Raw genomic sequence first — 21,641 nt, forward strand, 5'->3', positions numbered from 1 at the left:
TGGGCGGGCTCCTGGCAGGAGAACTGAAGGATCGGGATGGACCGGGTCGGACACGTCATGGGACAACGGTCGGGACAACGGCCGCAACCGACCGTATGACGGCCGCTGGGCCAGGAGCAATCTTCGGTCATGGCAACCGGCACAAAATAGGGTCGAACGACCACAATCGTCAGACGGTAGATTGGCCGTTTCCAGTGGAGACGGCAGGGCCGACGGGCGAGAGCAGAGGTGCGGAGCACAGTGCGGGCAGGGACTGCGGAGGAGACGGAGACCGGGACGGACGGGGGGATCCGGCCGGACGTCACCGGCGCCCGCAGGATCGTGGTCAAGGTGGGCTCGTCCTCTCTCACCACCGCGGGCGGGGGACTGGACGCCGACCGGGTTGACGCGCTCGTCGACGTCCTGGCCCGGGTGCTCGGCGACACGGCGGGCAAGGAGATCGTCCTCGTCTCCTCCGGCGCCATCGCCGCCGGCCTCGCGCCGCTCGGCCTCGACCGGCGGCCGAAGGACCTGGCCCGCCAGCAGGCCGCCGCCAGCGTCGGCCAGGGGCTGCTGGTCGCCCGCTACACCGCGTCGTTCGCCCGCTACGGCCGCCGCGTCGGGCAGGTGCTGCTGACCGCCGACGACACCAGCCGCCGCGCGCACTACCGCAACGCCCGCCGGACGCTGGACGAGCTGCTGGCCCTGGGCGCGGTCCCGGTCGTCAACGAGAACGACACCGTGGCCACGGACGAGATCCGGTTCGGCGACAACGACCGGCTCGCCGCGCTCGTCGCCCACCTCGTCCGCGCCGACCTGCTCGTCCTCCTCTCCGACGTGGACGGCCTCTACGACGGCGACCCCAGCACCCCGGGCACCTCGCGGATCGCCGAGGTCGCCGGGCCGCGGGACCTGGAGGGGATCTCCATCGGCAGCGCCGGCAAGGCCGGCGTCGGCACCGGCGGCATGGTGACGAAGGTCGAGGCCGCCCGGATCGCCGCCGCCGCGGGCATCCCCGTCGTCCTCACCTCCGCCAGCCACGCCGCCGACGCCCTCCTCGGCCGCCCCACCGGCACCCTCTTCCACCGCACCGGCCGCCGCTCCGCCGACCGGCTGCTGTGGCTGGCGCACGCCTCCACCCCGCGCGGCGCGCTCACCCTGGACGACGGCGCGGTGCGCGCGGTGGTCCAGGGCACCGGCTCGCTGCTGCCGGCGGGCATCGCGGCCGTCGAGGGCGAGTTCAGCGCGGGCGACCCGGTCGAGCTGCGGGACGGCGCGGGCCGCGCGGTGGCCCGCGGGCTGGTCGCCTACGACGCGGGGGAGATCCCGCAGCTGCTCGGCCGCTCCACCCGCGACCTGGCCCGCGAGCTCGGACCCGGCTACGAGCGCGAGGTCGTGCACCGCGACGATCTGGTCGTCCTGCGGCCCTGAGCCGTCCGTTTCCCTCACGGCCACCTTGAGCCGTCCCCTTTCCCTGACGGGCGTCAGGGCTTCGGACGGAAGCGGCCGGCGAAGCGGAGGCATGGGAGAGGATGTCGCGGGCAGTAGCGGGGAAAGGTACGGCATCCGGGCCCGCGCGGAGGGCCGTCCCGAGGTAAGTCCAGCCTTTCCTCCGGCCTTTCCGTAAAACCACCCCGCGGCCGTCCGTGGGCTGGTCAACTCTTAAGGGCCGGGTCCGCGCCGGGCTCAGGGGCCGTATCCGGATCCGGGGCCGGGTCCGAACCGGAGGGGGCCGCCGCGGGCGGGCGGCGTCCCGGACGGGGATCCGGCGCGCGGGAGAACCAGCACGACTCGGCTCCGTCGCGGACGCGCACGGGGCCGGCCAGACAGGGAGGCCGCCGGTGAGACGAGGGCGCCCAGGGGCCTCGCCCCGAGGTGGGGGATCGGTCTCCCGCATCCCGAGGGCTGCGGGGGAGGAGCCCGTCCTGACCAGCGTCGGGGCACACGGCACGGGGGAGGACACCGGCACGGACCGCCCGGACGGCGCCGCGGCGGGCGCGAGCGGCGGGTCCCGGCTGTGGCACGTCACCCTCAGCGTCTCGGGGGCCGAGGCGCCGCTGGGCGAGGTGCGGCGGGCGCTGGAGCAGCTCGCCCACGACCACCCCTTCCTGCTGACCAGCCGCTACGCCAACGACCACGCCGAGATCCGGTACTGGGAGGAGGCCCGCGACCTGCACGACGCGGCCGCCGTCGCCCTGCGGCTCTGGGGCGAGCACCGCTCGACGGCCCGCCTCCCGCCGTGGGAGATCGTCGGGCTGGAGGTCATCGACCGCGAGACGTACCACCAGCGGGTGGCCGAGGGCTGCGGCCCGCTGCCGGCCGCGCCGGTGGGGGTGCACCCGTTCTGACGCGGCGGGCGCCCGTCCGAGGGGCGAACGGTCCGCGCGGGACGGGGCCCGCCGCAACTAAGCTGCGTGCCCATGAGCAGCGACACCCCCACCTCCAGCACCCTCCCCGAGTCCCCTGTGCTCCGTGCCGCGGTCCGTGCCCGTACCGCCGCCGCCGAGCTCGCGCCGCTGCCACGCGCGGCCAAGGACGCGGCGCTGCTCGCCGTCGCCGACGCCCTGGAGGCCCGGACCGACGAGATCGTCGCCGCCAACGCCGAGGACGTCGCCCGGGCCCGCGCCGCCGGCACCGCCGAGGGCGTCGTCGACCGGCTGACCCTCACTCCCGAGCGCGTCCTGGCCATCGCCGCCGACGTGCGCAGTGTGGCGGGCCTGCCCGATCCGGTCGGCGAGGTGGTGCGCGGCTCCACTCTGCCCAACGGCATCGACCTGCGGCAGGTCCGGGTGCCGCTCGGTGTCGTCGGCATCGTCTACGAGGCCCGGCCGAACGTGACGGTGGACGCCGCCGCGCTCTGCCTGAAGTCCGGCAACGCGGTCCTGCTGCGCGGCTCCTCCTCGGCGTACGCGTCGAACACCGCCCTGGTGGCCGTCGTGCGCGAGGCCGTGGCGGGCGCGGGGCTGCCCGCGGACGCCGTGCAGCTGGTGCCGGGGGAGAGCCGGGAGTCCGTGAAGGAGCTGATGCGCGCCCGCGGCCTGGTCGACGTGCTGATCCCGCGCGGCGGCGCCTCGCTGATCCGGACCGTCGTCGAGGAGTCCACGGTCCCGGTGATCGAGACGGGCACCGGCAACTGCCATGTGTACGTGGACGCCGACGCCGACCTCGACACGGCGGTCCGGGTGCTCGTCAACTCCAAGGCGCACCGCGTCAGCGTGTGCAACGCGGCCGAGACCCTCCTCGTCCACCGGGACATCGCCGAGCGCCTGTTGCCGGCCGCGCTGGACGCCCTGGCGGAGGCCGGGGTGACGGTCCACGCCGACGAGCGGGTGCGGGAGCTGGCCGGCGGGACGAAGGCGACCGTGGTGCCCGCCACCGAGGAGGACTGGGCGACCGAGTACCTCTCCTACGACATCGCGGCCGCGGTGGTGGACTCGCTGGACGACGCCGTGCGGCACATCCGGCAGTGGTCCTCCGGACACACGGAGGCGATCGTCACCACCTCGCAGCAGGCGGCCCGCCGGTTCACCCGATTGGTGGATTCCACGACGGTCGCGGTCAACGCGTCGACGCGGTTCACGGACGGCGGTCAGTTCGGCTTCGGCGCGGAGATCGGCATCTCCACCCAGAAGCTGCACGCGCGCGGACCGATGGGGCTGCCCGAGCTCACCTCGACCAAGTACATCGTCACGGGTGACGGACACATCCGGGGCTGACCTGCGGCGGGGCGGCGACGGGCCGGGTTCCGGGCGGGTGCGGCGGCCCTAATTCCCGTACCGCCCGCGCGGATTGACCGCTTCGGGTCTACGCTGGGGGCGTGCCGGACGACGTGGGGGGCAAGCCGTTCCCGGACGGCGAGGAGCCCGACAGCCACCACCGCGGAGGCGAGGACGAGTTCGCCGCGGTGGTCTTCGACGAGGAGTTCGTGCGGGCCGCCGTGGTGCACGAGCCCAGCGCGGCCGAGCGCGTGCTCGCCGCCCGGGCCCGCTCGGGCGGCGGACCGGGCGAGGACGACGGGTACGAGGGGTACGACGCGTACGGGCGGCGTGCCGACGGGCGGACCCGCCGCCGCACCGGCGGCGGACCGGGCGCCTGGCGGACGCTCACCCACGACCTCGACCCGGACGACGCCTACGGGCCCTACGGCCGCTACGGCAGCCGCCGCGGGCCCTACCGGGGCCGCCCGCGCTGGTACCGGCCGGTGGCCTGGGTGCTCTGCGTCCTGCTGGGCATCGGCGCGGTGGCCCTGGCGTTCGCGGCGGTCTACCGGGGGGCGTCCTCCGGCGACCGCAGGAACCCCGCGCCGCCGCCCGCCACCACCGGCGTCGACGCGCCACCGCGGCGGCAGGGGTCCCTGCCGCACGCGGGCCGGCCGGACGCCGCGGCGGACCCCCGGGCTCCCGCCGCCTCCGCGGCGTCGGCGGCCACGGCCCCGGCGGCCCTGCGGCACGGCTGACCGCCGGCCCGCCCTCCGTCACCCTGAGTGATCATGGCCGGGGTGGCCTGCGGCGACATCCTTGGCCCGGGCCTCACGCGCCCGGTCGGCGCGCCCCTGGGCCGCCGCCGGAAGTTGTCGTGTACCGGCGCGTTTACGGACGGGCCCGGCGACCTACCCTGAAGGTATGGAAGGGCCTGGAGACCCGCCTGAGGGGCCGCCCGAGGGTGCCCCGGGAGGTGGTGACGAAGAGTACCGGTCGGTCGTCTTCGACGAATCGTTCGTCCGGGCTGCCCGCCTCCAGGAGTTCTCGGCCAGGGAGCGGCTGGGCGACCACGCCCCGGCCGTGCGCACCCGGCACGCCTGGGCCCGGCTCGGCGCCTCCCGCCAACTGCTGCTCCTCGTCCTGCTGATCGCGCTGGCCTTCGGCACGGCCGTCTACATGGGGCTGCGCCACCCCTACAAAGAGCCCAGGCCGCCGTCCGCCGAGCCGCTGCAGACCACCGTGATACCGCTCGCCCCGCGCGGGACGGTGCCCGGCGGTTCCGCGGCGCGGCTCTTCGCCGCCAGCCCGGCCCGGCACTTCGGGGAGGGCGCCGACGGCGTCACGCTGCCCGCCGTGCGGCGCACGCAGAACTTCTCCGAGGGGCTGGTGATGGCCGCCCTGGCCACCGCCAAGGAGTACACCGTCAAGTCCGCGCTGGACCGGGAGGTGCTCGGCGGCGGCGACGGCCGGGCGGTGCGCCCGCTGCTCGCGCCCGCGCAGCAGGACCAGTACGACCGCAGCCTCGCGCGGCCGGCGGCCGACGGGCGGCACGCGATCACCGGCTGGCTGGTGCGCTTCGACCCCGCCCAGGTGGCCGTGGACGACGCGCCCGCCCGGGTGCAGGGCGCCTTCTCCCTCACCGAGGTCTCGCCGGCCGCGCTGGAGGTCTCCGCCGACCACACCTTCGTCTACGCGGTCCGCCCGGCGGCGGCCGGTCCGGCGAAGGCCGGGTCGGAGGACACCTCGCTGTTCACCGTCCGCCGGATCATCCGCTTCCGTTTCGACCGGGACGACCTCCAGGACCACCACCTGCAGGTGCTGCAGAGCACGGTGGAGGCGGGGCCGGAGTCCTGCGGCGCGGACGACGCCGCCTACCTGCGGCCCGTCCTGGCCGGCCGGACGGCCGACGCCGGCCGCCAGCCCGTCACCGACCCGTACGCGACGGGCCGGCCGGCGGGCGGGCTCTGCGGCGTGCTGGCGCCGGGCGCCCTGGCCCCGGCGGGACGGTGATCCGCCGGACCCGATCCGTCAGCCCTGCGGACCCCCGCCGCGCGGCTCGTCCCGCGGTTCGTCGCGCGGTTCGTTCTTCGGGCGGCCGGCGGCACGGCCGGTGAAGGTGTCCCGCAGCCGGCCGCCCAGGTCGTTGGCGCCGCCCGCGATGTCCCGCACGAGCCCCATGAGCGGGTCCTTGCTGGACCGCACCGTCTCCGCGTAGTGGTTGGCCGACTCGCGGAAGGAGTCGGACACGGAGGCGTCCTTGTCCTCCGCGCGCCGCGGGTAATGGCCGTCCATGAGGCGCTGGAAGTCCCGGCTCTCCGCCCAGCGCTTGAGCTCGGCCGCCCGGACGGTGGCGAACGGGTGGCTGCGCGGCAGCACGTTCATGATCTTCAGGACGGAGTCCCGCAGATCGCCGCCCGCCTCGTACTCCTCGGCCTGGGCGAGGAAGGCGTCCACGTTCATCTCGTGCAGGTGGTTGCCGCCCGCCAGCTTCATCAGGCCGCGCAGCGAGGCCCGGAGGTCCTGGCCCACCAGCAGCCCGGCCCGGTCCGCCGACAGCTCCGACTTGCGGAACCACTCGCGCAGGGCCGTCACGATCGCGGTGACGGCTATGCCGCCCAGCGGGATCCAGGCCACCTTCAGCGCGAAGTTCGTCAGGAACAGCAGGACCGTCCGGTAGACCGAGTGGCCCGACAGGGCGTGGCCCACCTCGTGGCCCACGACCGCCCGCATCTCCTCCTCGTCCAGCAGCTCGACCAGGCCCGTCGTCACCACGATGACCGGCTCGTCCAGGCCGACGCACATGGCGTTGGGCTGCGGGTCCTGCGTGACGTACATCGGCGGGACCTTGGGCAGGTCAAGGATGTAACAGGCGTCCAGGAGCATCGTGTGCAGGTGCGGGAACTGCTGCTCGCTCACCCGCACCGAGTCGGACAGGAACAGCAACCGCAGGCTGCGCTCCGGCAGCAGGCCGCTCAGGGCCTTGAAGACGGTGTCGAAACCGCTCAGCTTGCGCAGCGCGACCAGGGCGGAACGGTCCGCGGGATGCTCGTACGCCCGGGACGAGATGTCCGGGAAGCGCCTCCGGTCGCGGCCCGGTACGCGTCCTTCCCCGCCCCCCTCCGCGCGGCCGGAGCCGTTCGCGGCGTTGCTGTCACTCATGGCGACCCCCTCAACTGGGCTCGATCGTGGCCCGTCCCCCGGCTGACGGACCCCACCCTAGGCGGTGCCACCGACAGGGCTACCGTGGAGGCATGTCCGCTCTCCAGGGTTTCACCCACCTCGCGGCCTCCCCGGCGTTCACCGGGCCGCTGGCCGTCTCCGCCCACGACCAGGGGCCGGGGCCGGTGCTGCGCACGGTCGTCATCGTCGCCCTGATCGGCGTGCCGCTCACCGCGTGGCTGCTCCTGCGCGGGTACCGCAAGAAGGGCTGACCCCCGCCGGCCGGCCCCCGCCCCGGGCTCCGTCCCGGCCGCCGCGCGGAGTCGGCGTGAGCGCGACGACCACGTCCGCATACGATGTGGCGGAAGTCTCCAACCGATCGCCTCCGGAGAGGTCCTGCCGACGATGTCCCTCACCTCAGCCCACTCGGCCCTGGTCACGTTCGCTTCCGAGAGCGAGCACGTCGACACCCACGAGAGCCTGAGCCCCTACGTCACCGGCGGCTCCGCGCTCCTCATCCTGCTCCTCCTGCTCTACGTGACCACCCGCTTCAACCGGGACCGCTGACCGGACCGGAGCGCACTCCCCGCAGGGCCGGCGTACCGCCGTGCCCAGTAGGGTCTGCACGCATGGAAGAGCAGACAGAGCCCGCGAAGCGGCGGCTCGGCGTCATGGGCGGGACGTTCGATCCGGTCCACCACGGCCACCTGGTCGCCGCGAGTGAGGTCGCTTCGCAGTTCCACCTGGACGAGGTGGTGTTCGTCCCGACCGGGCGCCCCTGGCAGAAGAGCCACAAGGCGGTGTCCCCGGCCGAGGACCGCTACCTGATGACGGTCATCGCCACGGCGTCCAACCCGCAGTTCTCGGTCAGCAGGATCGACATCGACCGCGGGGGGCCGACGTACACCGTCGACACGCTCCGGGACCTGCGCGCCCTCAACGACGACGCGGACCTGTTCTTCATCACCGGCGCGGACGCGCTCGCGCAGATCCTCACCTGGCACAACACGGACGAGTTGTTCTCGCTCGCCCACTTCATCGGCGTCACCCGCCCCGGGCACATACTGGCCAACCCGGGGCTGCCGGACGACCGGGTCTCCTTCGTCGAGGTCCCGGCCCTCGCCATCTCCTCGTCCGACTGCCGCGCGCGCGTGGCGGAGGGCGAGCCCGTCTGGTATCTGGTGCCGGACGGTGTCGTGCGCTATATCGCCAAGCGCAAGCTGTACCGTCACGACGGCTGACATCCGGCCGAACCGGCTCCAGCGCCACCGAGGGGCACCGTTGAACGACCGCCAGGACCCGTACGCGCACGATCCCCACGGGCACGCCCCCCACGCCCGGGATCCGTACGGACAGCAGCCGCAGGTGTACGGCTACGACGCCTACGGCGGCCCGGTCCACAGCCCGGACGATCCGCGGATGGCGTACGACGCCTACGGCAGGCCGCTCGGCGGACTGGACACCGGTGGGGGACAGGGGATCGGCCTCGGGACGGACGGCTTCGGCCAAGGCGGCCTTGAGCAGGGAGGCTTCGGGCAGGGCGCCGGGCGGCCGCAGGGGTACGAGCCGGGGTACGGCTACGACCCGTACGCGGTCGCAGGGGCCGGCGGATACCCGCAGGCGCAGGAGTACCCCTCGTACCCGCAGCCGCATGAGCAGCAGCAGCCGGGTCACGGGACGGGGAGCTACCAAGAGCAGCCCGTTCAGGGGCCGTTCGGCGAGGGGCCGTCCTTCCGGGCGCAGGGGCACGAACACGGCCAGGGGCAGGGGTACGTCCGCACCCAGGCTCCCGTCCAGGCCGAGACCCACGCCCCCCAGGACCAAGCCGTCGCGCAGGAGCGGGTCCCCCGGCAGGCCGGCCGTGCCGACCGCGCCGGACGTACGGAGAGCTCCGGCGGCACGGAGGGCGCGGCGCCGGCCAGGGCCGTCCCCGAGCCGCGGCAGGCTCCCGACGACGAGCCGGCGGCCCCGGCGTACCACACCGAGCAGTTCTCCTTCGTCGAGGCGCCGGACGAGGACGCCGAGGACGTCATCGACTGGCTGAAGTTCAGTGAGAGCCGCACCGAGCGCCGGGACGAGCGCAAGCGCCGAGGCCGCAACCGCTACGTGGCGCTCGCCGTGGCGTTCGTGCTGGTCCTGGGCGGGGTGCTCGGCTATCTCTTCCTCACCGGCGGCGACGGGAAGGGCGGCGCCACGGCCGCCGCCGGCCAGAAGCGCGACGTGATCGTCGTCCACCTGCGGCAGACCAAGGGCGGCGGCAGCTCGACGGCCCTGCTCGTCGACAACGCGACGACCGGGAAGGCCACCGCCGTCCTGCTGCCCAACTCGCTCGCCGTCGCCGACGAGGGCGGCGGGGCCACGACCCTCGGCAAGTCCGTCCGCGAGGCGGGGACGGGGGGCACCCGCGACGCCCTGAACACCCTGCTCGGCTCGCGGATCAAGGGCAGCTGGCGGCTGGACACCCCCTACCTGGAGAACCTCGTCCAGCTCGTCGGCGGCGTGACCGTGGACGTCGACACCGACGTCCCCGGGCCCAAGGCGGGCGACGACCCGCTGGTCCGCCGGGGCGCCGGCCAGAGTCTCAACGGCCAGGCGGCCGTCGCCTACGCCACCCACCGGGTGCCGGGCGAGGCCCCCGACCGGCAGCTCAACCGGTTCGGACAGGTCATGCAGGCCGTCCTGAAGAAGATGTCCCCCGACCCGAAGGCGGCGACCGCCACGGTCGAGGCGCTGGCACAGATCCCCGACCCCTCGCTCTCCGTCCCCCAGCTCGGCGCCTCCCTGGCCCAGCTTGCGGCGCGCGCCAAGGCGGGCGCGTACCGCACCACCGTGCTGCCCGTACGGCCTGACGGCACGCTCGGCGGGGAGGAGGCGGACGGCGTGGTCAAGGAGGTGCTCGGCGGCGCCGTGGGCAGCGCGGGCGCCGGTACGACCCCGCGGGTCAGCGTGAAGAACGCCACAGGCGGTACCGCCGGCGCCGGGGCGGCCCGGGTCGCCCTCGTCAACGGCGGCTACACCTACCTCGACGCGGGCACGGCCGCCGCGGCGGGCTCCTCCGCCGTGTACTACGCGGACGACAAGCGGGCCGCGGACGCCCAGGAGGTCGCCAAGACGCTGGGGCTGCCGGCCGGCGCGGTACGGAAGGGACGGCCGTCGGACGTCGCGGCCAACGCGGACGTGACCGTGGTGCTGGGCAGGAACTACAAGGGCTGAGCGCGCGGGGCGGTCCCGGCGCCCGCTTCCGGGCGGGCGCCCGCGTGCGCGCGGGGGTGTGCGGGCGGGGGTGCCTGCGGGAGGGCGCCGGAAAAGGCCCGGAGGAGCCCCGGCCGGTCGTGAGACCCTTGAGGGCGTACCCACCCCCTATCGAAAGCATGGCCAGTGACCGCCACGGACCGCTCCGAGAAGCTCATCCAGGCCGCCGCGCAGGCTGCCGCCGACAAGCTCGCGCACGACATCGTCGCCTACGACGTCAGCGACGTGCTGTCGATCACCGACGCCTTCCTGCTGGCCTCGGCCCCCAACGACCGCCAGGTCAAGTCGATCGTCGACGAGATCGAGGAGCGGCTGCTCAAGGAGCTGGGCGCCAAGCCGGTCCGGCGCGAGGGCGACCGTGACGCGCGCTGGGTGCTCCTGGACTACGTGGACATCGTCGTGCACGTCCAGCACAGCGAGGAGCGCGTCTTCTACGCCCTGGAGCGGCTGTGGAAGGACTGCCCGGAGATGGACCTGCCCGCCGACGCGGTGGCCACCCGGGGCAAGGCCGCCGAGCACGCCCGCGCCCAGGAGGCCGCCGACGGGCGGGACGGTGAGCTGAGCTGAACGGCACCAGGGGAGGCGGCCGCGGCCGCCGCATCGTCCTGTGGCGGCACGGCCAGACGGCCTGGAACGTGGAGCGCCGCTTCCAGGGCACCACGGACATCGAGCTGACGGAGACCGGCGTCGCCCAGGCGCGCCGGGCGGCCCGGCTGCTGGCGGCGATGAAGCCGGACGCCGTCATCGCCTCCGACCTCCGGCGCGCCGCCGGCACCGCCGCCGAGCTGGCGGTGCTGACCGGCCTGGAGGTCGTCAGCGACCCCGGGCTGCGCGAGACGTACGCCGGGGCCTGGCAGGGCCTGACGCACGAGGAGATCAGCGAGCGGTTCGGCGAGCAGTACGCGGCCTGGAAGCGCGGCGAGCCCGTGCGGCGCGGCGGCGGCGAGCTGGAGACCGAGGTCGCCGACCGGGCGGCCCCCGTCGTCCTGTCCCACGCGGAGCGGCTGCCGGACGGCGGCACGCTCGTCGTCGTCAGCCACGGCGGCACCATCCGCACCACGATCGGGCGGCTGCTCGGGCTGGACCCGCTCTCCTGGGAGGCGCTTGGCGGCCTCAGCAACTGCTGCTGGTCCGTCCTGGGCGAGGGCGCGCGCGGCTGGCGGCTGCTGGAGCACAACGCGGGCACCCTGCCGGAGCCGGTCCTCGGCGACGACGACTGAGGCGTCCGGCGGGGGCCCATTCCGGAGGCGTGGGCCCGCCACCGGGCCCGATTTCCCATTCGGGCAGGTGGCAGGCTAAAGTTCTTCTTGTTCGCGGGGAACGCGGGGGAAAACCTCTGGGGGAACCGAGAACAGCGGGGCTATAGCTCAGTTGGTAGAGCGCCTGCATGGCATGCAGGAGGTCAGGAGTTCAATTCTCCTTAGCTCCACAGGAAAGGGATCCCGTCCGGTCGGCAAGACCGGGCGGGATCTCTGCTTTGTCCGGACGCCTTTCGCGCGGGGCTTTCCCCGGGGGAGGCGGCGGGTGGGCGGCGTGCCCGGCCGAAATCGCGCCCCTGCGCTCACGACACCGCCTGCGGCTCCTTCTCCGCCAGCCGGCCCCGTATCTCCGACAGCCGCATCCCGTGCTCCGGGCAGCCGACCAGCGGATCCTCCAGCGCCGCCAGGGACGCCAGGAGGCGGGCGGTCTCCGCGTCCTCCGGGGTGTAGACCACGACGCGCGTCTCGGGGGCCTCGGCCGGCGCGAGCGAGGTGGAGACCAGCCGGAGCTCGCCCACCGAGGGATGCCGCATGACCTTCGTCCTGCGGCCCGGCGGGACGACGTCCCCGGCCTCCCAGAGCCGGCGGAACTCCTCGCTCGACGTGGTGAGCAGGCGCAGGAAGTCCTCCCACGCCGGCTCGCCGACGTGCCGCCCGTACGCGCCGCGGAACGTGGCCACCAGCAGCGGCAGTTCCTCCTCGCGGTTCACCACCGGGCTGCAGCACTCGGGACGGGTGAAGAGCTGCCAGAGGACGTTGGCCTTCCAGTCCGCCGTCAGGTACACCAGCGGGAAGAGGGTGCGGTAGGGCGCGTTGGTGGCCAGCACGTCGTAGCGGGCGTTGTACACGACCGCCGGGTTCGGGCCGAGGGCGTCCACGACGGCCTGCACCGCCGGGTCGACCGCGTCCGCGTCGGCCACCCGCCGCGGCGCGTACGGGACTTCGGCCAGCTGGTAGAGGTGCTCGCGCTCGTTCTCGTTCAGGCGCAGCGTGCGCGCGATGGCGTCGAGCACCTGCACGCTGGCGTTGATGGGGCGGCCCTGCTCCAGCCAGGTGTACCAGGTGATGCCGACCCCGGAGAGCTGGGCCACCTCCTCGCGCCGGAGGCCGGGGGTGCGCCGGCGGAGGCCCTCGGGGAAGCCCACGTCGGCCGGTCTCACCCTGGCCCGCCGACCGCGCAGGAAGGCGGCCAGCTCCGTTCGCCTGCGTCCGTTCAGTGTCGCCATCGTCGTCACGCCCCCATGGTCGTCGCGGTGGCGGAGCGTCGCCAGGTGCTGTCGGTAATAGCGTCGGCGGGCTCTCGCCACCCGTACCCGCCCGAACCCAGCCTGTATGGCATGTCCACGATCCCGTCCCCCCGTACGTCTCGTACGCCATCCGTCCCCGCACCCAGTGAAGCGGACCCCACTGACAACGGCGCCGGCGAGAGCCGTGCCGGCCGGCCCGTACGGTCCGGCTGGCTGCTGCTGATCGTGCTGCTCGGCCAGTTCATGGCCATCCTCGACTCGTTCGTGGTCAATGTCGCCACCGCGACCATCCGGTCCGAACTGCACGCGTCCGGAGCCGGGCTGCAACTGGTCGTGGCCGGCTACACGATCGGCTACGCGGTGCTGCTGATCACCGGTGCCCGGCTCGGCGCCCGCCACGGCCACCGGCGGGTGTTCCTCGCCGGACTGGCCCTGTTCACCCTGGCCTCGCTGCTCTGCGGAGTGGCCGGCGGCACCGGCGCGCTGATCGCCTTCCGCTTCGTCCAGGGCGCCGGGGCGGCCGTGATGCTGCCGCAGGTGCTGAGCCTGATCCAGCGGACCTACGACGGCCCCGCGCGAGCGCGGGCGCTCGGCCTCTTCTCGGCCGTGATCGCCTCCGGCGCCGCGATCGGGATGATCGTCGGCGGCCTGCTGGTCGACGCGGACCTGTTCGGCTGGAGCTGGCGGCCCGTCTTCCTGGTCAACGTGCCGATCGGACTGCTCCTCCTCGTGCTGGGCATCCGGCTGATGCCCCGCGACGAGGCGCGCGCCGGGGAGCGTACGCGGGCGCTCGACCTGCCCGGCCTGGTGCTCCTCGCGGCGGCGGTCATGTGCTTCACGGTGCCGATGGTGCTGGGTGAGGAGCAGGGCTGGCCGCTGTGGACCTGGCTGTCGTTCGGGCTGTGCGCCGCGTTCGCGGCGGTCTTCGCCGGGTACGAGTCGCGGCTGGCCCGCCGCGGCGGGGCACCGCTGATCGCTCCGGCGGTGCTGTGGGCGCCGGGGATGCCGCCGGCGGTGGCCCGGCTCGGCCTCACCATGGCGATGAACGCCGGCGTCCTCCTGTCGCTCTCCCTCCACTTGCAGAGCGGACTGGGCTTCGGGCCGCTGCGCACCGGACTGACCTTCCTGCCCACGGCGGTGGCCTTCGGCGGCGTCGGCCTCAACTGGCGCAGGCTGCCCGCGCGCTGGCACGGCGCCCTGCCCACGGCCGGGCTGCTGCTGGCGGCGGTCTCCTTCGCGGGCACCGGGCTCGTCCTGCGCGACGGCGGGGACGGCGGCCTGTGGCTGTACGCGGTGCTGTTCGGCGGCGGTGGCGGGCTCGGTCTCGCCTTCAGCCCGACGCTCGGCCGTACGCTGGCCGGGGTGCGGCCGGAGCACGCCGCGGACGCCAGCGGCCTGCTCACCACCACCAGCCAGCTCGGCCTGCTCACCGGGGTGGCCGTCTACGGCGCCGTCTACCTCGCCGAGGCCGGCGGCGGGGCGGTGACCTCCTCTGCGCACGGGGTGTGGATCACCTCGCTGGCGCTGGCCGGGACCGCGGTGGCCGCGGTGGGGACGGCCTTGCCGCGCCGGGGGCGCTGACCCGGGCCCCTTCCCCGTGGCAGAATCGGACGGCCGGGCGCGGACGGGGTGAAGGGGAGGGAAGCTGACATGCCGGGGTGCGTGTTCGCGACGACCGACGTCCTTCCCGGATCCGCCCGACCGTTCGGGCCTCCCGGGATCCCCCGGATTCCCGGAGTGACCGCCCTCCAGTGCCCGGCTTGTGGATCCGCTCATGTGGCCCAGGTGCTCGGCGACAACGGCGGTGTTTCGTACGTCTGCACGGCCTGCGGCCACAGCTGGAGCTGAGTGAATGGGTGCACACAGCCGGAAATGCGACTGGTGCGGCAGCGGGACGCCCATCGTTCGCGACATGGAACCGATCAACGCCGACTACCAGTACTGGTGCGTCGAGTGCGCACGGGCGCTGATCATAAAAGGCGACCCCATCGAGACCTACCGGGAACTGGAGGGGGAGCCGATCTACGGGCGGCTGCTCGACGAGCACTGCGCCCTGAAGCGGTTCTACTCGTTCGCCACCGCGTGAAAGCGGTGGGAGAGGTGCCCGGGGGCGGCCTGGTGGGTGGGTGAGCAGCCGAATCCCCGGGCAAATCGGGCAAAACCGACCGGGGGAACCACCGATTTGGCAGATGGCAGGGGGGTCCGTGTAATGTAGTCGATGTCGCCAGGGGGAACCGGCCGGAAACGGCGGGAAAGCCCGGGCGGCGGACAAGAGAACAAGGGGCTATAGCTCAGTTGGTAGAGCGCCTGCATGGCATGCAGGAGGTCAGGAGTTCAATTCTCCTTAGCTCCACAGAAGGTGAGCGGGTCGTCCGAAAGGGCGGCCCGCTTGTCGTTGTGCGTCCCTCCGTGTGTGCGTGTACCTCCTTGGCTTGTGCGCGTTCTTGCATGTTCATGACCTTTCCTTGCCTGCTTGTTGGCGAACGCATGCCCCCTGCATGAACTGTTCGCCGAAAGAGTGACGTCCCGTGTGCGTGCCGCTTCCGACCCGGCCGTCACACACGACCACACGCGACTCATCGCTTCGCAGGGGGTTTTATGAGATCTCGCCGTTCCGGAGCGCGCGCGGGCCTGGCCCTGGCCGCCGCGCTGCCCCTGGTGGCCGGAGCGCTGGCACTCGGCGCGCCCGCCGCCGGCGCCGACAGCGGGCCGCCCGCCCGGCAATCGCTGGCCGGCACCAAGCCCGAGTGGGCCACGGTCGCCGCCGACCGGGGCACCACCTCGGCGAAGAAGGCCGTCACCGCCCGCGTCTACCTCGCCGGCCGCGACGCCAAGGGGCTCGCCGCCTACGCCCGGGCCGTCTCCGACCCCCGGTCCGCCTCGTACGGGCGGTACCTGACGGCACGCCAGGCGAAGGATCGTTTCGGCCCGACCAAGGGGCAGATAGCCGAGGTCACCGGATGGCTGAAGTCCGCGGGCCTCAAGGTGACCGGCGCCAACGAGCACTACGTCACCGTCACCGGTGACGCCGCCGCGGTGGGGAAGGCGTTCGGCACCCGGCTGCACGACTATGTCAAGGACGGCCGTACGTACCACGCGCCGTCCTCGACCGCCTCCGTCCCCGCCTCCCTGCATGGCGCGGTCCTCACCGTCGTCGGCCTCAACGACGCCCCGCGCCGCGCCCACCGCGACGAGACCCTGCCCGGCCCGAGCGCCGCCTTCGTCAACTCCGGCCCCTTCTCGACGTACTACGGCTCCAACGTGAACAAGAGCCTGCCGTCGGCCTACGGCGGCCACGCCCCGTACGCGATCAAGGGCTACACCGGCAAGCAGCTCCGGGCCGCGTACGGCGCCGGGAAGTTCACCGGCAAGGGCGTCACCGTCGCGATCACCGACGCGTACGCCTCGCCGACGATCGTCAAGGACATCGAGCGGTACGCCAAGCGCAACGGCGACAAGCCGTACCGCAAGGGCCAGTTCTCCCAGGTGCTGCCCGCCGACTGGAAGCACGGCTCGCCCGACGAGTGCGACGCGGCCGGCTGGTACGGCGAGGAGACCCTCGACATCGAGGCCGTGCACGCGGTGGCCCCGGAGTCGGACATCGTCTACGTGGCCGGCGCCTCCTGCCAGGACGACGACCTGATCGACTCCCTGCACACGATCGTCGACAACCGGCTGGCCGACATCGTCTCCAACTCCTGGAGCGACATCGAGACCCACGAGACGCCGGACATCGCCGCCGCCTACGACCACGTCTTCCAGCAGGGCGCCGTCGAGGGCATCGGCTTCTACTTCTCCTCAGGCGACGACGGCGACAACAGCCACAAGCACGGCGAGAAGACGGTCGACACCCCCGCCAACTCGCCGTGGGTGACCTCCGTCGGCGGCACCTCGCTGGCCGTCGGCAAGGGCGACCGCTACCTGTGGGAGACCGGCTGGGGCACCCACAAGGCGCCGCTGTCGAAGGACGGGCGGACCTGGAGCGGGTTCCCGGGCGAGTACACCGGTGGGGCCGGCGGCGGGACCAGCAAGCTCTTCGAGCAGCCGTACTACCAGCGCGGCGTCGTCCCCGACGCGCTCGCCAAGGCCGGCGGCGCGGCCAAGCCGATGCGCGTCGGACCGGACATCGCGGCGGTCGCCGACTCCACCACCGGCTTCCTGGTCGGCCAGACCCAGACCTTCCCGGACAAGTCCGTGAAGTACGGCGAGTACCGCATCGGCGGGACCTCGCTCGCCGCCCCGGTGATCGCGGGCGTGCAGGCGCTGGCCCAGCAGGCCCGGCACGGTGTGCCGATCGGCTTCGCCAACCCGGGCATCTACGACCGCTACGGCACCGCCGCGTACCACGACGTCACCGACCACCCGCTCGGCAAGGGGCGTGGCATCGGCAACGTCCGGGTCGACTTCGTCAACGGCGTCGACGCCAAGGGCGGGACCACCGTGTCGCTGCGGAGCATGGGCGACGACGGCTCGCTCTCGGCGACCGTCGGCTACGACGACGTGACGGGCGTGGGCTCGCCGGGGCGTGACTACGTGACGTCGTACGTGCCGGGGCACCGGCGCTAGGGCGCGCCGCGCGGCCGGACGCCGTCGCTCCTCGCCGGGGGCGGCGGCTCCGGCCCGTTGGCGGGGCGCCGAGGGCCCGGGCCGCCCGCAGGGTCCCCGGGCCCGCCGCACCGGCTCCCGGGCTCTGTGCGGGGCCAGGGGCCCCTGCGGTAACCTGACTCCATGCGTGCCGTACGCCTCCTGCTTAGCGAGCCGCGCTGATCAATCCCGACCGGTCAGGTCGGCATCGGCGCGGCGTCCCCTCCTGTGCGAGGGGATTTTTCGTTTCCGGACCCCTAGGGGATTCCGGGGACCGCAACGCGACCGCAGGCAGAGACGACGATCGATGGAGCTTTGAGGACGATGAGCGAGACCACTACCGCCGCCGAGGTGGCTGCCCCGCACCGCTACACGGCCGCGCTGGCCGCCGACATCGAGGCACGCTGGCAGGACTTCTGGGACGCGAACGGGACGTACGAGGCGCCCAACCCGGACGGCGAGCTGGCCGGCGACCCCGAGGTCGTGGCCCGGCCGCGCAAGTTCATCATGGACATGTTCCCGTACCCGTCGGGCGCGGGCCTGCACGTCGGCCACCCGCTGGGCTACATCGCCACGGACGTCACCGCCCGGTACCACCGGATGACCGGCCACAACGTCCTGCACACCCTGGGCTTCGACGCCTTCGGCCTGCCCGCCGAGCAGTACGCGGTGCAGACCGGCACCCACCCGCGGGTGTCCACCGAGGCCAACATGGAGAACATGAAGGCCCAGCTGCGCCGGCTGGGCCTGGGCCACGACAAGCGGCGGTCGTTCGCGACGATCGACCCCGAGTACTACAAGTGGACCCAGTGGATCTTCCTGCAGATCTTCAACGCGTGGTTCGACGAGGACGCCAAGAAGGCCCGGCCGATCGCGGACCTGGTGGCGCAGTTCGAGAGCGGGGAGCGCTCCCTGGACGACGGGCGCTCCTGGAATGAGCTGAGCGCCGCCGAGCGCGCCGACGTGCTGGGCGAGCACCGCCTGGCGTACGCCTCCGACGCGCCCGTCAACTGGTGCCCGGGCCTGGGCACCGTGCTGGCCAACGAGGAGGTCACCGCCGACGGCCGCTCCGAGCGCGGCAACTTCCCCGTCTTCAAGTCCAAGCTGCGCCAGTGGAACATGCGGATCACCGCCTACGCGGACCGCCTGCTGGACGACCTGGACGCGCTGGACTGGCCCGAGGCCATCAAGCTGCAGCAGCGCAACTGGATCGGCCGCAGCGAGGGCGCCCACGTCGACTTCGCCATCGACGGCCGCCCGGAGGCGAAGGCGACCGTCTTCACCACCCGGCACGACACCCTGTTCGGCGCCACCTACCTGGTGCTGGCCCCGGAACACCCGCTGGTCACCGAGGGCTCGGTCGTTCCGGCGAGCTGGCCCGAGGGCACCCACCAGGACTGGACCGGCGGGCACGCCACCCCGGCCGAGGCCGTCGCCGCCTACCGCAAGGAGGCCGCCGCCAAGTCCGACGTCGAGCGGCAGGCCGACGCCAAGGAGAAGACCGGCGTCTTCACCGGGGCGTACGCCGTCAACCCGGCGAACGGCGAGCGGATCCCCGTCTTCGTCGCCGACTACGTCCTGATGGGCTACGGCACCGGCGCCATCATGGCCGTCCCCGCGCACGACAGCCGCGACTTTGCCTTCGCCCGCGCCTTCGACCTGCCCATGCGCTGCGTCGTCAAGCCGTCGGACGACCGGGGCACCGACCCGGCGCAGTGGGCCGACGCCTTCGACTCCTACGACGCCGAGATCGTCAACTCTGCCGGGCCCGGGATCTCCCTGGACGGGCTGGTCGTGCCCGAGGCCAAGACCCGCATGGCCGCCTGGCTGACCGAGCGGGGCATCGGCGAGGGCACCGTCAACTTCCGCCTGCGCGACTGGCTGTTCAGCCGCCAGCGCTACTGGGGCGAGCCCTTCCCGATCGTCTACGACGAGGACGGCGTCGCCCACGCGCTGCCCGAGTCGATGCTGCCGCTGGAGCTGCCCGAGGTCGAGGACTACGCCCCGCGCACCTTCGAGCCGGATGACGCGGACACCGAGCCGGAGACCCCGCTGTCCCGCAACGCGGACTGGGTCAACGTCGAGCTGGACCTGGGCGACGGCGTCAAGCGCTACCGCCGCGAGACCAACACCATGCCCAACTGGGCCGGTTCCTGCTGGTACGAGCTGCGCTACCTGGACCCGCACAACAGCGAGCGGCTGGTCTCGCCCGAGGCCGAGCGCTACTGGATGGGCCCGCGCGAGGACAAGCCGCACGGCGGCGTCGACCTGTACGTCGGCGGCGCCGAGCACGCCGTGCTGCACCTGCTGTACGCCCGCTTCTGGTCCAAGGTGCTGTTCGACCTGGGGCACGTCTCCTCGGCCGAGCCGTTCCACAAGCTGTTCAACCAGGGCATGATCCAGGCGTACGTCTACCGCGACGCCCGGGGCATCGCCGTGCCGGCCGCCGAGGTCGAGGAGCGCGACGGCGCCTACTGGTACCAGGGCGAGAAGGTCTCCCGGCTGCTGGGCAAGATGGGCAAGTCCCTGAAGAACGCCGTCACGCCGGACGAGATCTGCGCCGAGTACGGCGCCGACACCCTGCGCCTGTACGAGATGGCGATGGGCCCGCTGGACGTCTCCCGCCCCTGGGACACCCGCGCCGTCGTCGGCCAGTACCGGCTGCTGCAGCGCCTGTGGCGGAACGTCGTCGACGAGAACAGCGGTGAGGTCACCGTCGTCGACGCCGAGCCGGACGAGGCGACGCTGCGCGTCCTGCACAAGACGATCGACGGTGTCGGCCAGGACATGGCCAACCTGCGGTTCAACACCGCCATCGCCAAGATCACCGAGCTGAACAACCACGTCACGAAGCTGGCCGAGGTGCCGCGCTCGGTCGCGGAGCGGCTGGTGCTGCTGATGGCGCCGCTGGCCCCGCACATCGCGGAGGAGCTGTGGCGCCGGCTGGGCCACGACGGTTCGGTGGTGCACCAGGACTTCCCGGTCGCCGACCCGGCGTACCTGGTCGACGAGGCCGTGACCTGCGTCGTCCAGATCAAGGGCAAGGTCAAGGCGCGGCTGGAGGTCGCCCCGTCCATCTCCGACGAGGAGCTGGAGCGGGTGGCGCTGGCCGACCCGGCCGTGGTCGCGGCGCTGGGCGGGGCGGGGATCCGCAAGGTGATCGTGCGGGCGCCGAAGCTGGTGAACATCGTTCCGGCGTAGCGGAGGGCTCCCGGTCCGGGGCGCGGGCGAGTCCGGCCCCGGGCGGGGGTGAATCCGGCCGTGGGTGCGGGGGGATCCGGGCCCGGGCGGGGCTGAATTCGGCTGTGGATGCGGGTGGTTCCGGGCCCGGGCGGGGGTGAATCCGACCGTGGGTGCGGGGGGATCCGGCCGTGTGCCGGGGTGAATCCGGCCCGGGCGTGGGCGGCTGCGGGCGTCGGCCGGACGGTCGCCGGCGAACGGTATCGGGGGTTTCCCCTACGGGCAGGTTGGGGGTTCCAAGGGAACCCACGGCCTGCCCGCGCCGTTTACCGTGGAGAGGTGCCTCATGAACCCGTGAACCGGTCGGAGGGAGCCGTCGGCCGGCCTGCCGTCGCGTCCGTCCGCCTCCCCGTCCACCGGTCCGTCGCCGAGCAGCCCGTCGAGGAGCGCCCATGGAAGCCGCGGCCGTGATCGTCGCTCTGATCTTCGCGGTCCTCGTCGCGCTCGCCGTGGTCGCGACCGTCCGCACCGTGAAAGCGGTCAAGCGCGGCGTGGACCGCACGGTGACCCAGGCCCGCCGCACGGTGGAGGACACCCGCCTCAAGGCCCGCCAGTACACCGCGCCGGGTGCCGCGGGCGAGGTGGCCCAGCTACGGCTCTCCCTGCGGACGACGATGCGGGCCACGCAGGAGGCGCTGCGCCTGCGCGCGCCCGAGGACGCGTCGCTCTCCGAGTCGCTGGCCCTCTTCGAGCGCCTCAGCGCCCATGGCCACGAGCTGGACGACGATCTCCGGCGGCTGGAGACCGAGCCCAACCGGAGCCGGATCGACGCCAGCCTCCCCGAGATGCGCGAACGGACCGAGCGCATCCGGCACGCGGCGGACTCGCTGCGCTGGGCCGCCCAGGACCGCGCGCGCCAGTTCGCGGACGACGACCTGGCGGATCTCAGCGAGCAGATCCGGATGGAGGCGGGCGCGCTGCGCCACTGGGCGCCGGTGGACGCCGACGAGGCTGTCGGGGCGCGGCCGAGCCGCACGGCGCCGGAGGCGGAAACCGCACCGGGGCGGGGGCCGGAGGGGAAGGAAGGGAAGGTAGGGGAGGAAGGGAAGCAGGCGCAGGAGGGGCAGACGGAGTCCGCGGCCGAGCGGCCGGCGATAGCGGGGCGGGATGTGTGGCGGCAGGACGCCCGCCCCTGGGAGAAGTGGCAGAAGAACGGACACCCCGAGAGCACGACCTGACCCGCGGGTGCGCGGAGGGCCGCCTCCGCGATCCGAAACGAT

Annotated in this window: 19 protein-coding genes and 2 tRNA genes; 19 read left to right on the forward strand and 2 right to left on the reverse strand. The window is 73.4% G+C overall.

Going from position 1 to position 21,641, the window contains the following annotated elements:
• The first annotated feature begins 240 nt into the window (after positions 1-240).
• From proB to ACSNOK_RS02825, 5 genes are all read left to right on the forward strand, one after another.
• A complete protein-coding gene (gene proB / locus ACSNOK_RS02805; protein WP_436778916.1) occupies positions 241-1,410 on the forward strand; it encodes a glutamate 5-kinase in 1,170 nt (389 codons plus the stop codon).
• A 410-nt stretch (positions 1,411-1,820) separates the two neighbouring features.
• Positions 1,821-2,327 (forward strand): hypothetical protein, encoded by a 507-nt coding sequence (locus tag ACSNOK_RS02810; protein ID WP_436778917.1) that lies wholly within the window; start codon positions 1,821-1,823, stop codon positions 2,325-2,327.
• A gap of 72 nt (positions 2,328-2,399) precedes the next feature.
• The gene (locus tag ACSNOK_RS02815; protein ID WP_436778918.1) at positions 2,400-3,695 is read left to right on the forward strand and encodes a glutamate-5-semialdehyde dehydrogenase; all 1,296 of its coding nucleotides are present in this window, start codon (positions 2,400-2,402) and stop codon (positions 3,693-3,695) included.
• Positions 3,696-3,796: 101 nt separating this feature from the next.
• Positions 3,797-4,435 carry a hypothetical protein gene (locus tag ACSNOK_RS02820; RefSeq protein ID WP_436778919.1) on the forward strand — a complete coding sequence of 213 codons (639 nt, stop codon included), beginning with the start codon at positions 3,797-3,799 and terminating at the stop codon, positions 4,433-4,435.
• Between the two features lie 166 nt (positions 4,436-4,601).
• Complete coding sequence (locus ACSNOK_RS02825) at positions 4,602-5,690, forward strand: hypothetical protein (RefSeq protein ID WP_436778920.1); 1,089 nt, start codon at positions 4,602-4,604, stop codon at positions 5,688-5,690.
• An 18-nt stretch (positions 5,691-5,708) separates the two neighbouring features.
• Here ACSNOK_RS02825 and ACSNOK_RS02830 read toward each other — a convergent pair whose 3' ends face one another.
• Entirely contained in the window at positions 5,709-6,839 is a 1,131-nt protein-coding gene (locus ACSNOK_RS02830) for a M48 family metallopeptidase (RefSeq protein WP_436778921.1), read from the reverse strand.
• Positions 6,840-6,931: 92 nt separating this feature from the next.
• On the opposite strand from ACSNOK_RS02830, the gene ACSNOK_RS02835 reads away from it, so the two are divergent.
• The 7 genes from ACSNOK_RS02835 (at position 6,932) to ACSNOK_RS02865 (ending at position 11,520) form a co-directional block, all read left to right on the forward strand.
• A complete protein-coding gene (locus tag ACSNOK_RS02835) occupies positions 6,932-7,111 on the forward strand; it encodes a hypothetical protein (protein ID WP_436778922.1) in 180 nt (59 codons plus the stop codon).
• Positions 7,112-7,244: 133 nt separating this feature from the next.
• On the forward strand, positions 7,245-7,406 hold the full coding sequence (locus tag ACSNOK_RS02840) for a hypothetical protein (protein ID WP_436778923.1): 162 nt from the start codon (positions 7,245-7,247) through the stop codon (positions 7,404-7,406).
• 62 nt (positions 7,407-7,468) lie between these two features.
• Positions 7,469-8,080, forward strand: coding sequence for a nicotinate-nucleotide adenylyltransferase (gene nadD / locus ACSNOK_RS02845; protein ID WP_436778924.1), 612 nt, complete (start codon positions 7,469-7,471; stop codon positions 8,078-8,080).
• A 40-nt stretch (positions 8,081-8,120) separates the two neighbouring features.
• Positions 8,121-10,052 (forward strand): LytR C-terminal domain-containing protein, encoded by a 1,932-nt coding sequence (locus tag ACSNOK_RS02850; RefSeq protein ID WP_436778925.1) that lies wholly within the window; start codon positions 8,121-8,123, stop codon positions 10,050-10,052.
• 165 nt (positions 10,053-10,217) lie between these two features.
• Entirely contained in the window at positions 10,218-10,658 is a 441-nt protein-coding gene (gene rsfS / locus ACSNOK_RS02855) for a ribosome silencing factor (RefSeq protein ID WP_436778926.1), read from the forward strand.
• The gene (locus tag ACSNOK_RS02860; protein ID WP_436778936.1) at positions 10,655-11,311 is read left to right on the forward strand and encodes a histidine phosphatase family protein; all 657 of its coding nucleotides are present in this window, start codon (positions 10,655-10,657) and stop codon (positions 11,309-11,311) included. The genes rsfS and ACSNOK_RS02860 overlap by 4 nt, the downstream gene beginning before the upstream one ends.
• A gap of 136 nt (positions 11,312-11,447) precedes the next feature.
• Positions 11,448-11,520, forward strand: a tRNA-Ala gene (locus tag ACSNOK_RS02865).
• Between the two features lie 132 nt (positions 11,521-11,652).
• Here the strand turns inward: ACSNOK_RS02865 and ACSNOK_RS02870 are convergent.
• A complete protein-coding gene (locus tag ACSNOK_RS02870; RefSeq protein ID WP_436778937.1) occupies positions 11,653-12,576 on the reverse strand; it encodes a helix-turn-helix transcriptional regulator in 924 nt (307 codons plus the stop codon).
• A gap of 111 nt (positions 12,577-12,687) precedes the next feature.
• Between ACSNOK_RS02870 and ACSNOK_RS02875 the strand changes: the two genes are divergently transcribed.
• The 7 genes from ACSNOK_RS02875 (at position 12,688) to ACSNOK_RS02905 (ending at position 21,599) form a co-directional block, all read left to right on the forward strand.
• Positions 12,688-14,178, forward strand: a complete 1,491-nt coding sequence (locus ACSNOK_RS02875; protein WP_436778927.1) for an MFS transporter — start codon at positions 12,688-12,690, stop codon at positions 14,176-14,178.
• Between the two features lie 69 nt (positions 14,179-14,247).
• Positions 14,248-14,445: a hypothetical protein gene (locus ACSNOK_RS02880; RefSeq protein ID WP_436778928.1), complete on the forward strand. Its 198-nt coding sequence runs from the start codon at positions 14,248-14,250 to the stop codon at positions 14,443-14,445.
• A gap of 4 nt (positions 14,446-14,449) precedes the next feature.
• Positions 14,450-14,683 carry a hypothetical protein gene (locus ACSNOK_RS02885; protein ID WP_004944425.1) on the forward strand — a complete coding sequence of 78 codons (234 nt, stop codon included), beginning with the start codon at positions 14,450-14,452 and terminating at the stop codon, positions 14,681-14,683.
• A gap of 194 nt (positions 14,684-14,877) precedes the next feature.
• Positions 14,878-14,950: transfer RNA gene (locus ACSNOK_RS02890), tRNA-Ala, on the forward strand.
• Between the two features lie 245 nt (positions 14,951-15,195).
• Entirely contained in the window at positions 15,196-17,163 is a 1,968-nt protein-coding gene (locus tag ACSNOK_RS02895) for a S53 family peptidase (RefSeq protein WP_436778929.1), read from the forward strand.
• A gap of 342 nt (positions 17,164-17,505) precedes the next feature.
• Entirely contained in the window at positions 17,506-20,382 is a 2,877-nt protein-coding gene (leuS, locus tag ACSNOK_RS02900; RefSeq protein WP_436778930.1) for a leucine--tRNA ligase, read from the forward strand.
• Between the two features lie 431 nt (positions 20,383-20,813).
• Positions 20,814-21,599, forward strand: coding sequence for a hypothetical protein (locus ACSNOK_RS02905; RefSeq protein ID WP_436778931.1), 786 nt, complete (start codon positions 20,814-20,816; stop codon positions 21,597-21,599).
• The last annotated feature ends 42 nt before the right edge of the window (positions 21,600-21,641 follow it).

It is taken from the genome of Streptomyces sp. URMC 126 (assembly GCF_051386555.1).
Taxonomy (GTDB): Bacteria; Actinomycetota; Actinomycetes; order Streptomycetales; family Streptomycetaceae; genus Streptomyces.